At 56.3% G+C, this 11,432-nt stretch carries 12 protein-coding genes; 6 read left to right on the top strand and 6 right to left on the bottom strand.

Annotation, left to right across the window (positions count from 1 at the left end):
- From AC2LB6_RS24020 to hypA, 6 genes are all read right to left on the bottom strand, one after another.
- A partial coding sequence (locus tag AC2LB6_RS24020; RefSeq protein WP_490095392.1) for a GAF domain-containing protein occupies nucleotides 1-1,315 on the bottom strand: 1,315 nt, incomplete at its 3' end.
- A 116-nt stretch (nucleotides 1,316-1,431) separates the two neighbouring features.
- The gene (gene hypE, locus AC2LB6_RS24015; protein ID WP_490095391.1) at nucleotides 1,432-2,454 is read right to left on the bottom strand and encodes a hydrogenase expression/formation protein HypE; all 1,023 of its coding nucleotides are present in this window, start codon (nucleotides 2,452-2,454) and stop codon (nucleotides 1,432-1,434) included.
- Nucleotides 2,447-3,616 (bottom strand): hydrogenase formation protein HypD, encoded by a 1,170-nt coding sequence (gene hypD, locus AC2LB6_RS24010; protein WP_490095390.1) that lies wholly within the window; start codon nucleotides 3,614-3,616, stop codon nucleotides 2,447-2,449. The genes hypE and hypD overlap by 8 nt, the downstream gene beginning before the upstream one ends.
- A complete protein-coding gene (gene hypC, locus AC2LB6_RS24005; protein WP_490095389.1) occupies nucleotides 3,616-3,894 on the bottom strand; it encodes a HypC/HybG/HupF family hydrogenase formation chaperone in 279 nt (92 codons plus the stop codon). The genes hypD and hypC overlap by 1 nt, the downstream gene beginning before the upstream one ends.
- Nucleotides 3,885-4,652, bottom strand: coding sequence for a hydrogenase nickel incorporation protein HypB (hypB, locus tag AC2LB6_RS24000; RefSeq protein ID WP_490095388.1), 768 nt, complete (start codon nucleotides 4,650-4,652; stop codon nucleotides 3,885-3,887). The genes hypC and hypB overlap by 10 nt, the downstream gene beginning before the upstream one ends.
- A 30-nt stretch (nucleotides 4,653-4,682) precedes the next feature.
- A complete protein-coding gene (hypA, locus tag AC2LB6_RS23995) occupies nucleotides 4,683-5,027 on the bottom strand; it encodes a hydrogenase maturation nickel metallochaperone HypA (protein ID WP_490095387.1) in 345 nt (114 codons plus the stop codon).
- A gap of 352 nt (nucleotides 5,028-5,379) precedes the next feature.
- On the opposite strand from hypA, the gene AC2LB6_RS23990 reads away from it, so the two are divergent.
- From AC2LB6_RS23990 to AC2LB6_RS23965, 6 genes are all read left to right on the top strand, one after another.
- Nucleotides 5,380-5,847 (top strand): formate hydrogenlyase regulator HycA, encoded by a 468-nt coding sequence (locus tag AC2LB6_RS23990; protein WP_490095386.1) that lies wholly within the window; start codon nucleotides 5,380-5,382, stop codon nucleotides 5,845-5,847.
- A gap of 150 nt (nucleotides 5,848-5,997) precedes the next feature.
- Complete coding sequence (locus AC2LB6_RS23985) at nucleotides 5,998-6,606, top strand: 4Fe-4S dicluster domain-containing protein (protein WP_490095394.1); 609 nt, start codon at nucleotides 5,998-6,000, stop codon at nucleotides 6,604-6,606.
- The gene (locus AC2LB6_RS23980) at nucleotides 6,606-8,510 is read left to right on the top strand and encodes a proton-conducting transporter transmembrane domain-containing protein (RefSeq protein ID WP_490095385.1); all 1,905 of its coding nucleotides are present in this window, start codon (nucleotides 6,606-6,608) and stop codon (nucleotides 8,508-8,510) included. The genes AC2LB6_RS23985 and AC2LB6_RS23980 overlap by 1 nt, the downstream gene beginning before the upstream one ends.
- Before the next feature lie 10 nt (nucleotides 8,511-8,520).
- Nucleotides 8,521-9,474, top strand: a complete 954-nt coding sequence (locus AC2LB6_RS23975) for a respiratory chain complex I subunit 1 family protein (RefSeq protein WP_490095384.1) — start codon at nucleotides 8,521-8,523, stop codon at nucleotides 9,472-9,474.
- 44 nt (nucleotides 9,475-9,518) lie between these two features.
- Entirely contained in the window at nucleotides 9,519-11,243 is a 1,725-nt protein-coding gene (locus AC2LB6_RS23970) for a hydrogenase large subunit (RefSeq protein ID WP_490095383.1), read from the top strand.
- Nucleotides 11,244-11,258: 15 nt separating this feature from the next.
- The coding region (locus AC2LB6_RS23965; protein WP_490095393.1) for a 4Fe-4S binding protein at nucleotides 11,259-11,432 on the top strand (174 nt) is incomplete at its 3' end.

The following is an 11,432-nucleotide window of genomic DNA, read 5'->3' as shown; positions in this document are numbered from 1 at the left end:
TCGCTGCACAGTTCATTTTTACCATCCGTCGATCGCGACGATCGCCAAGATTATGAATTGCGCGTGCAATCAGCTCTTTACCGGTTCCGGTTTCCCCCAGGATCAGTACCGAGCAGTCACTTTTCGCCACAATATCTACCTGTTTCAGCACCGCTGACATACCCGGACTTCGTCCAACAATGTCATTAAAATCAGCGTCATGGCTGTTAATCTGCTCGGTCAGATAGAGATTTTCATGCTGTAACTTTTCTTTCAGGCTTTTGATTTCCTGATAGGCCAGCGCATTATCCACCGCGATGGCGATACGTTCGGCGATTTGCTGCAATACCCGCAGGTTGGTTGAATTAAAGTTATCCGGCAGACAGCGAGCCAGCTTTAATACGCCCAGCGTTTTGTGGCCGAAGCGCAGGGGCAGCACACACAGCGTTTTACTCTGTTCACGCCACAGCAGATGAAAAAGCGTACTGGTATTCCCCGCCTTTTCGTCATCCGGTTGTTCGCTGGTCAGCAGCATTTCACCGCTTTTCATCACCTGCTGTTCCAGCGTGCCTGCCAGCGCCATACGCGATTGCGCGCGTTCGGCAACATGGCTCCGGACGTAATGCGTGGCATAGACACTCGCCTCTGCGCCCTCCTTATCGGCATCACACAACACAATGCTGATGGCATTGATATGAAAGAAATGGTGAATGGTTTTGGCAATTTCGCCTGTCAGCTCGTCAAGATCCAATTTTGACAGCACAGCATTGGTGATATCGACCAAGATACGAAAGTCATCGCGCTCGTGGCGCAGCAGGGATTGCTGGTGGAGCGCGTTTTCACGTAATTGAATTTGTTCGACCGCAATCGCCGCCAGGGTGCAAAGTTCAGACAGGCCGCTTTTATCCTCTTCACTGAACGGTGTCGCCTGCAGGCGGGTAAACTCACAGCCGCCCAGCACCCCCTCCGATCCCAGTAAAGGGACAAGACAATAGTGGCTAAAGGATGGATAGAGGTCCAATGCCGCCAGTTGCGGATAGCGTCGATGCAACGCGTCACTGCGCCAGACCTGCGTGTCCGGATTGTGCAGCAGCGCATGCACCGGGCCGGTTGCCAGGAGTGTTTCATCCTGGTAACTGACCCCCTGATGATGCGAATCGAGACCGTAAAAACTGACGCGTTCACTGTCGCTGGCGAAAAGTACCAGCGTCACACTCTCCGCAATACCGGCGGTCCGGATCATCTGTGTCAGGGTTTCAAGCAGTGACGTCATGGTCTGTTGCACCAGTAAGGTGCGCGTCAGTTCCAGTAATCCCTGGTGTTTTATGCTGCTCATGGTTGCACTCTGCATAGCGTTAGCTCTGGATAAAGTTGCCTGAAAATTTTGCTCATTTGAGCGGCCGACCGCAGAAGAAGTTTACGCCTGTCAATTTCGTCATCGCCCTGATGAGATCAACAAATGCGAGGTAAGGGTTCCGCATGCGGCAACGTGAGCTGCCGTGTCACGCCCAGTGTGCCGCGCAGACAGACCTGAGGGTCCTGCGTCACGTCGCCAATGGTTGTGGCATCTCTTCCCAGCGGATGGCTGCGCATCATCGCAAGCACCGCCTCTTCGGCCTGCGCAGCGACTACCGCCACCACCTTGCCTTCATTGGCGAAGTTCAGCGGTTCCAGCCCCAGCAGTTCACAAAGGCCGCGCACCGCGGTTTTAACCGGCAATGCCTGCTCGTCGATGCAAATGCCACATCCACTGGCCACACTGAACTCATGCAAAATGGCATTCACGCCGCCGCGCGTGGCATCACGCAAGGCATGGATACCCACAAGCGATCGCAGCGGCGCAATCATCGGCGCCAGCACCGCACAGTCACTCTCCACGCCCAGATCCATTCCCAGCTTTTCACGGAGGTTAAGGATCGCCGCGCCGTGATCGCCGAGCGTACCGCTGACGATCACTTTATCGCCCGCTTTTATTGCGCGGGCGGACCAGTTGACAGCGCCCGGGATGACGCCTATCCCGGCGGTATTAATAAAAATTTTATCGGCTGCGCCATGTTGCACCACTTTAGTATCGCCGGTCACAATCGCCATACCGGCATCGCGCGCAGTCTGCGCCATCAGGCTGACAATCTTCTGTAACTCAACCAGGGGAAAGCCCTCTTCCAGAATAAAGCCGCACGAGAGCCAGCCAGGTGTCGCACCGCTGACCGCCAGATCGTTAGCCGTTCCACATACCGCCAGCTTGCCGATGTTACCGCCGGGGAAAAAAATCGGATCGATCACGTAGCTGTCAGTGGTAAAGGCCAGCCGGTCACCCTGCGCACTCAGACTGGCAAGCGACAACTGGGCGCCATCTTCCCGTTGATTGAGCCAGCGGTTGTCGAAGGCGCGGAGAAACAGCTGATCGATAAGCTGCTGCATCGCGCGTCCCCCGCTGCCATGCGCCATGGTAACGACGTCGTTAGCCTCATTCATCCTGACTGACCTTCTGTTGTTGTTTATGCTGTGGCTGGCTGGCAATAGCCGCCTCCTGATGCCGGTACTGATACCATGCCGCACACGCCCCTTCATAGGAGACCATCAGTGCGCCAAAGGCATTGTGCGGCGTACAGCCGGTGCCAAACAGCGGGCATTGATGCGGTTTACAGCGCCCGGTCAGTACCTCACCGCAGCGGGAACGGGGATCGTCCGCTACCGGCTGCGCCTGCGGGCGGAACCTATGCTCCGCATCAAACGTCGCATAGGCAGATGTCAGGGAAATACCTGAGCGTTCAATCATCCCCAGCCCGCGCCACTCGCTACTGCCAGTCAGCGTAAACACCTCTCGCATCGCTTTCTGAGCCAGCAGGTTACCCTGCTCTGGCACGACGCGGCGGTACTGGTTTTCCGTTTTACACGACATTTCGCAAACCTGTGTCACCAGCATCAGCACGCTTTGGAGGATATCGAGGGGTTCAAAGCCGCTGATCACCAGCGGTTTGCCAAATTCCTGATTGATAAAATGATAAGGTGCGGCGCCCGTAATCATGCTGACGTGGCCGGGAGCCAGAAAGGCATCAATCCGCACATCCTCCTGTGAGAGCAGGCTGCGCAGGGTGGGCATCAGACTGATGTGCTGACAGAAGAGGCTGAAATTGGTCAGCCGTTCACGCCGCGCCTGTTGCAGCGTCACGGCAGTCACTGGCTGCGTGGTTTCAAAGCCGAGGGCGAAAAATACCACCTGCCGCGCCGGATTCTCACGTGCCAGTCTCAGCCCATCCAGCGGTGAATAGACCACCCGTATATCCGCGCCGCGTTCACGCGCCTGCGCCAGTGATCCGTGTTGCCCCGGCACGCGCAGCGCGTCACCAAAGGTACAAAAAATCACCTCAGGATGGGCGGCAATCTCACAACAGGCATCGATGCGCCCCATCGGCAATACACAGACCGGACAGCCCGGTCCGTGGATAAACTCCAGCTGGGGCGGCAGCAGTTTGTCCAGACCGAATTTGAAAATAGCGTGGGTATGACCACCACAGACTTCCATAATCTGCAGCGGTTTGTCGGCGGTATACGGCAGTAATCCCGCCCGCTGGTGCAACTGTTCAAGCAGCGTTTTAGCCAGTTGCGGATCCCGGAACTCATCAACAAAACGCATTATCTTTTCTCTCCTCCGCGCAGAAAAAGAGCAACATCGGTTTCCACTTCGCCCATCGCATGCAGTGCGGCCAGGGTTTGCCGGGCTTCACACTCATCCAGTCGGCTTAAGGCGAACCCGACATGGATTAACACCCAGCAACCGACCAGCGCTTCAGGTTCATTTTCACAGACCAGCGCAATATTGACTTCACGGCGCAGACCGCAGACCTCGGCCCACGCGTGATCACCCTGCTTCTCATGCAGCGCAACGATCTGTCCCGGAATGCCTATGCACATCGCTGCTGCTCCAGCCAGGCCAGCCATTGATCCATCCCGGCGCCGGTGGTGGCTGACAGGGCGATCACCTCAATACGGGGATTAACCTGTCGCGCATGGGCGATACAGGCGTCGACGTCAAAGCTGACGTACGGCAGCAGATCAATTTTATTGAGGATCATTAGCCCGGAGGCGGCAAACATATCGGGGTATTTCAGCGGTTTATCTTCGCCTTCGGTCACCGAAAGCACCGCTATTTTGTGTCGCTCGCCAAGATCAAAGCTGGCCGGACAGACCAGATTGCCGACATTCTCAATAAACAGCAGGCTGTTTTTAGCGGGCGACAACTGATGCAGCGCATCGTGAACCATTTGCGCATCCAGATGGCATCCTTTTCCGGTATTTACCTGAATGGCCGCCACACCGGTCGCGCGGATTCGGTCGGCGTCGCGAGTTGTCTGCTGGTCACCTTCAATCACCGCACACGCCACGCCGGATGCCAGCTGGTTCAGGGTGCGGGTCAGCAAGGTGGTTTTACCGGAGCCGGGACTGGACACCAGATTGAGTGCCAGAATGCCCGCAGCGGCAAAATGCTCACGATTGTGGCTGGCAATATGGTTATTCTTCGCCAGCACGTCCATTTCGATATCCACCAGCCGACGTGACACAAATGGCAGCCTGTCGCGGTTTTCCGATGAATGAGGGTGGAAATGATGATCGCCGCAGCATGTCCCTTCAATTCGCGGGTTGCCACTGGCACAACCACAGATACTGCACATAACCTTCTCCCGGGACACATTAAGTGTCTGTTATTCAATTTCGATGCGTTTAATTTTCATGCCGCTATCGGCAATGACCTGAACCTGACGTCCACCGCAGTGCGGACACAGCGAGACGCCAGGGCTGAGTAAAGTGATTGTCTGCTGACAGGCGTCACACCAGTGGGTGGCGGCGGGTATTTCAAGATGCAGAATAGCGCCTTCAGCGAGCGTTTCGCGGCAGACCAGGGCAAAGCAAAATTGCACCGCTTCCGGTTCCACACAGGAAAGCGCCCCTATTTCCATCCACACCGCCGTAATTCTTCTGGCATTATTTTTCCGCCCCACCTGCTGCATTATTTCGACCGCGTTCTGACACAGCGTAATTTCATGCATATTTTTTCTCCGGCGGCAGCTGAATTAATCGTGAATGTAAAAAAAGAAAGCAACATTGATGCCAGCTTTATTAAATAGCCGATGAGGAACACCCTTCCGGATTGAAATATGCGCGACGCTCTCCGTCAGAAACGTCGAAAATAGTCGACATCGACATATCCGCCTTCTTTTCAGACCGGAAAAATCTGCCGGAATAACACGATTAAGTTGTTAATAGTTATTCAGTTAGCCACCAAGGAACGATACTGGCCCGTTTTATGCTAGCAGAGCCTTATACATCGTATGTCGTCGTCACGTCGGCATCCAGATAAACACAAAGCCTCTGCGCAACACTTTTTAACGGGTAATAACGATGAGTACACTGAGCGAACTGACCAGCAAAGCGGATTATATTGCCAGCAAGAACAGTCATCTGAAATCACACTGGCGAACCTATCAGAACAGCCTGACTCAGGCGATAACCCAGCTAAATGTCCAGATAAATCATGCATTCACCTACGGTGAAGAGCAGGATCTCCGCTTCACGTTGTTTAACCATTTCATCATCAGCATTCATCTCAGCGACGATTTTTACAGTCAGGAACTCGTTTACAGTCTGAACATGGCGCACGGTGATGAACAGCCTGATTTCCGAACGTTTTCTCACGCCACCCTGAACGAGCAGGGATGGGTAGACAGCACGGTAGATATAAAAGATAAGCATGCGGTGCTGGAGCACTACCTCAATAAAATATCGGCTATTTATGACTGCCTGTTTTATTCACTGGAAACCAATCAGCCGGTTTACCCTGCGCTGGAAAAATTATTCACCCGCCGATGATCCCGCTTATTTACCGGCCAGCCCGCATCGTTTTTATTACCGCTGAGGCGCGGATTAATTCCGACATAAATGTCGAAATATCAATTTACGTGACGATTTCGTCATATTTGACGAATAGCCCGAGGAGAGTTCATGCGCACTAATACCGCCATGAATCAATATGTCATTGCCGACCCGAAACGTTGTATCGGCTGTAATACCTGTATGGCGACCTGTTCTCAGGAGCATCTGCGCCACGGTTTACAATCTGCACCGCGTTTGCAGGTCATGCGTAACCGCCTGGATTCAGTGCCGGTGATGTGTCATCAGTGTGAAGACGCGCCGTGCGCACAGGTTTGCCCGGTGAACGCCATCACCCGCGAAAACGACGCCATCCATCTTAACGAGAGTCTGTGTGTGAGCTGCAAACTGTGCGGCATCGCCTGCCCGTTCGGGGCGATTACATTTTCAGCCAGCACACCGGTCGGTATCCCGCGTGACTGCAATACCTTAAAAGCGCTGCCTGCACCGCTGCCGTCGCGTGCTGTCAGTCCGTTTCTCGACTGCGTGCCGGGGCTTCGTGCCGTGGCGGTGAAATGCGATTTATGCAGCTTCAGTCCTGACGGTCCAGCGTGCATTAAAACCTGTCCGACGCAAGCCATCACGCTGGTTACCGCCAGCCTGTCTGAATATTCCAGCCAGCAAAAACGCCTTAATGCCATGAACGTTTTCCCCGCCGGAATAACATCACTGAACGCCCCTGATACGGAGGCTAAATAATGACGACTTTATTTTCCGGTGAACCGGCGTCGTTACTGGCGCTGGCGCTGCTGGTCTGGGGGCTGAGCGGCATCGGAGGCTGGCTTGTGGCGGCGATGGCGAACTTCAGTAGCCTGATTTTTGGCGCAGGCGGCATGGTGGCAGCGCTGTGCGTTATCGTGGCGGTGTTACAGATTTTGCAGGGGGGTGTGGCGGTTCAGGCCGTATTGCCGGTGGTGCCTTTTCACGCTGAACTGACTGCACTGAATGCCCTGACACTGCTGGTAATGTCCGTCACCGCGCTGATGTGCAGCCTGTATGCCTGTGCGTGGCTGAAGGATGTCAGCGCCCCTAAGCGTGCCCGCACCGGTCTGATGTGCAATCTGCTGATGGCCGCTCTGACGGCGGCGGCAATGTCGGCCAGCGCCGTGGAACTGATCCTGATGATGGAAATGGCTGCCCTGTGCGCCTATTTCATGATTGTTCAGGCCGACGATGTGAAAAGCCGTCGTGCCGGTCTGAATCAGTTTTTATCCGGCCGCCTCGGCACACTGTGTCTGATCCTGGCCTTCGCCCTGCTGCATCATGCCAGCGGAAGCGTCAATTTTGAGGTACTCCGCCATGCGGCGTTTACGCCGGGCACTAAATCGGCGGCCTTCCTGCTGGCGCTGGCCGGTTTCGGGCTGTACGCCGGGATTATCCCGCTGCACGCCTGGGTGCCACAGTCGCACTCCAGCGCGCCCGCTCACGCCGCCGCCCTGTTCTCTGCTGCGCTGATGAAAATCGGCATTATCGGCATCGTAAAAGTCGGTCTGGATCTGCTGGGCGCACCGCCACTCTGGTGGGGGCTGCTTGTAATGCTGCTGGCGATGCTGACCGCGTTTATCGGCGGATTGTATGCGCTGATGGAACACGATATCCGCCGCCTGCTGGCCTATCACACGCTGGAAAACATCGGCATTATTTTGCTCGGTGTGGGTGGCGCAATGACCGGCGTGGCGCTGAATTTGCCGGTTCTGGCGTCACTCGCGCTGCTGGCGGGTCTGTTCCATCTGTTCAATCACGGCCTGTTTAAAACAGCACTGTTTCTCGGTGCCGGTCAAATTGAAATGCAGACCGGCATTAAAGATATGGAAAAACTCGGCGGCATTGCCCGTCTGATGCCGTGGACAGCGGGTGCGATGCTGATTGCACTGATGTCGATGGCCGCGCTGCCGCCGTTAAATGGTTTCGCCAGTGAATGGCTGCTGTATCAGTCCCTGTTCCAGCTGAGCAGCAGCCACGTCTTTATTGCCCGCCTGATGGGGCCGCTGCTGGCGGTCGGTCTGGCAGTGACCGGCGCGCTGGCGCTGATGTGTATTGCCAAAGTTTTTGGCGTGACTTTCCTCGGTACACCGCGCAGTCAGGCCGCAGCAGATGCCACACCGGGACCACGCGCTATGACATTCAGCACGGTGTTACTGGCGCTGTTGTGCATGATTTCCGGCGTGGCTTCCCCGTGGATTATTCCGCAATTCTCTGCTGTCGCTGCGGCCGTACTGAACACGCCGGTTCTGCTGGCTGCTCAGCATGGCGTGGCATTCTCGCCGTCGTCCGCGGTGTCTGCCCCGATGGTGGCCATTTTGCTGCTGGGAATGCCGTTAGTGCCGTGGCTTATCGCCGCAGTTCTGCGCGGCGCGAGGCTGCCAAATCGTTCACGGGGCGATGCCTGGGCCTGTGGTTACGCGCACTCCGCTGACATGGTGGTGACGGCGACCGGTTTCGCCCAGCAGCTACGCGTGATGTTTGCCCCGCTTTACCGTCTGCGCAGCCATGCGACACCATCGTCACTGGTTTCAGCCCTGCACCGTGGCTGGCTGGGAGCGTTCTGTCGTCGTCTGGCGCTCATCGAACTGGCCGTATTACTGGTCGTGGCTTTTGCCTGAGGAACTGACGATGAACTTTCCTTCCCTGCTGGCCGGTTCGCTGTGGCCGCTGGCACTCATTCAGGCGGTGACATTGCTGGCTGTCGCGCCTTTGTTTGCCGGTTTCAGCCGCGTAATACGAGCGCGAATGCACAACCGGCGCGGTCCCGGCGTATTACAGGAATACCGTGACATCGCCAAATTACTTCAGCGTCAGAGCGTCGCGCCCGCAGCGGCAGGCATGGCGTTTCGCAGTATGCCGTATCTGCTGACCGGCGGCTTACTGGTCATCGCCACCGCCCTGCCAATGGTGACACTCGCCTCGCCGATGGGCGCGGCGGGCGATGTGATCAGCGTTATCTACCTGTTTGCGGTTGTGCGTTTTGTGTTTGCCATCGCCGGACTCGACACCGGCAGCACGTTCACCGGCATTGGCGCCAGCCGCGAAGCCGTTCTCGGTGTTCTGGTGGAGCCGATTCTGCTGCTCGGTCTGTGGGTGGCAGCGCTGGTCGCCGGTTCCACGTCGCTTGGTGCGATTGCCGCCCGCGTTCTGCACTGGCCGCTGTCCTCTTCCTTAACGCTGACACTGGCCGGTCTGGCTTGTGCATTCGCCACCTATATCGAAATGGGCAAGCTGCCGTTCGATATGGCTGAAGCCGAGCAGGAATTGCAGGAAGGTCCGCTGACCGAATATTCCGGTGCTGCACTGGGCGTGCTGAAAATCGGCATCAGCCTGAAGCAACTGGTGGTGTTGCAGCTGTTCCTCGGTCTGTTCTTCCCGTTCGGGTTGGCACAACAGCTGACTCCGCTGTCGTTGCTGACTGCCGTTGTGGTCTGTCTGCTGAAACTGCTGATTGCCGTGTTTATGGTCGCCCTTATCGAGAACAGCGTCGCGCGTTTGCGCTTTCTTAAAACCTCCCGCACCACATGGGCGGGGTTTGGTCTGGCGTTTCTGGCGCTGGTTTCCTGGCTGGTCGCTGGCTGACCTGACATTTTTCTTATCCCGCCACAGCGGGAAGAGGCTTTGCAATGAGTGAGTTCAATAGCGCTTTAAATCGAAATCCGGTCGGCAACGCGTATCTGGCCGCGCTGGCGAAGCAGTTCCCGTCTGCAATAGTCAGCAGCGAATGGCAGACCGATACCCAGGCGACCGTTACCATCAGACTGAACTGGCTGCCGGAGGTGGTCGAATGGCTCTATTACCAGCAGGGCGGCTGGCTTTCCGTGTTGTTCGGCAATGATGAACGCACGCTGTGTGGTAATTACGCGCTGTATTACGTGCTGTCGATGGAAAAAGGCATGAAGTGCTGGATCACCGTGCGCACAGAAGTCGATCCGATTTCACTGGAATTCCCGTCGGTAACGCCGCGCGTACCGGCGGCGGTCTGGGGCGAACGTGAAGTGCGCGATATGTACGGCCTGCGCCCGGTCGGCCTGCCGGACGAACGCCGTCTGGTGCTGCCGGATGACTGGCCGGACGATCTCTATCCGCTGCGTAAAGATGCGATGGATTACCGTCAGCGCCCGGCACCGACCACCGACGGCGAAACCTATCCGTTTATTTCCGAGGTCAAAGAAGGCAGCAAAATCGTGCCGATTGGTCCGCTGCACGTCACGTCTGACGAACCAGGTCACTTTCGTCTGTTCGTTGATGGCGAAGACATTATCGATGCTGATTACCGTCTGTTCTACGTGCATCGCGGCATGGAAAAACTGGCCGAAACTCGCATGGGCTATAACGAAGTGACGTTTTTGTCTGACCGCGTGTGCGGCATTTGCGGTTTCACGCATAGCGTGGCTTATACCTCGTCGGTCGAAAACGCGATGGGGATTGTGGTGCCGGAACGCGCCCAGATGATCCGCTCAATTTTGCTGGAAGTGGAACGCCTGCACAGCCATCTGCTGAACCTCGGGCTGGCTTGCCACTTTGTCGGTTTTGATTCCGGCTTCATGCAGTTTTTTCGCGTCCGTGAACAGTCGATGAAAATGGCCGAAATCCTGACCGGCGCACGTAAAACCTACGGTATGAACCTGATCGGCGGCATCCGTCGCGACATATTAAAAGACGATATGATTGCCACCCTTGCGCTGGCGGGCGTTATGCGTCGCGACCTGAACGAGCTGGTGGATATTCTGCTCAGCACGCCAAATACGCAACAGCGCAGCATAGGCGTCGGCATTCTGGACCCTCAGGTGGCACGTGACTTCAGCAACGTCGGCCCGATGGTGCGCGGCAGTGGCCACCGCCGCGATTTACGTCAGGATCATCCTTATGCTGGCTACGCGAAACTACCATTTGAACTCCACAGCGAAAGCGGCAACGACGTCTATTCCCGCCTGAAAGTCCGCATCCACGAAGTGTTTAACGCACTGAATATGATTGAGTACGGCCTGCAAAGCCTGCCCGACGGCCCGCTGGCGGTGGAAGGCTTTCATTACATTCCGCACCGTTTTGCGCTCGGTTTTGCCGAAGCGCCACGCGGCGACGACATTCACTGGAGCATGACCGGCGACAACCAGAAGCTGTTCCGCTGGCGCTGCCGTGCGGCGACCTACGCCAACTGGCCGACGCTGCGCTACATGCTGCGCGGCAATACCGTTTCCGACGCCCCGCTGATTATCGGCAGTCTTGACCCTTGCTATTCCTGCACCGACCGCATGACGGTGGTTGATGTGCGCAAGAAAACGTCCATCGTCGTGCCTTACAAAGAGATCGAACGTTACGGCATCGAACGCAAAAATTCGCCGCTTTAAGGAGACGTTCAAATCATGCTGAAACTGATTAAAAAAGTGCTCAAAACCGGCACGGCAACGTTGGGCTACCCTTTCAAACCGCTGGATTTAGCACCCAACTTTCGCGGCAAACCGCACTATACCGCGCAGCAGTGCATCGCCTGCGGCGCCTGTGCGAATGCCTGTCCGTCTAATGCGCTGACCATGACC

It is taken from the genome of Pantoea sp. RCC30.1, from assembly GCF_058148845.1.
This window is presented reverse-complemented; position numbering and strand designations above follow the sequence as displayed.

Excerpts from the sequence above, each read along its gene's own strand:
- AC2LB6_RS23970 (WP_490095383.1), top strand. The coding sequence starts at position 9,519 with ATGAGTGAGTTCAATAGCGCTTTAAATCGAAATCCGGTCGGCAACGCG.
- AC2LB6_RS23980 (WP_490095385.1), top strand. The coding sequence starts at position 6,606 with ATGACGACTTTATTTTCCGGTGAACCGGCGTCGTTACTGGCGCTGGCG.
- AC2LB6_RS23985 (WP_490095394.1), top strand. The coding sequence starts at position 5,998 with ATGAATCAATATGTCATTGCCGACCCGAAACGTTGTATCGGCTGTAAT.
- hypB (WP_490095388.1), bottom strand. The coding sequence starts at position 4,652 with ATGTGCAGTATCTGTGGTTGTGCCAGTGGCAACCCGCGAATTGAAGGG.
- hypC (WP_490095389.1), bottom strand. The coding sequence starts at position 3,894 with ATGTGCATAGGCATTCCGGGACAGATCGTTGCGCTGCATGAGAAGCAG.
- AC2LB6_RS23975 (WP_490095384.1), top strand. The coding sequence starts at position 8,521 with ATGAACTTTCCTTCCCTGCTGGCCGGTTCGCTGTGGCCGCTGGCACTC.
- hypA (WP_490095387.1), bottom strand. The coding sequence starts at position 5,027 with ATGCATGAAATTACGCTGTGTCAGAACGCGGTCGAAATAATGCAGCAG.
- AC2LB6_RS23990 (WP_490095386.1), top strand. The coding sequence starts at position 5,380 with ATGAGTACACTGAGCGAACTGACCAGCAAAGCGGATTATATTGCCAGC.
- hypE (WP_490095391.1), bottom strand. The coding sequence starts at position 2,454 with ATGAATGAGGCTAACGACGTCGTTACCATGGCGCATGGCAGCGGGGGA.
- hypD (WP_490095390.1), bottom strand. The coding sequence starts at position 3,616 with ATGCGTTTTGTTGATGAGTTCCGGGATCCGCAACTGGCTAAAACGCTG.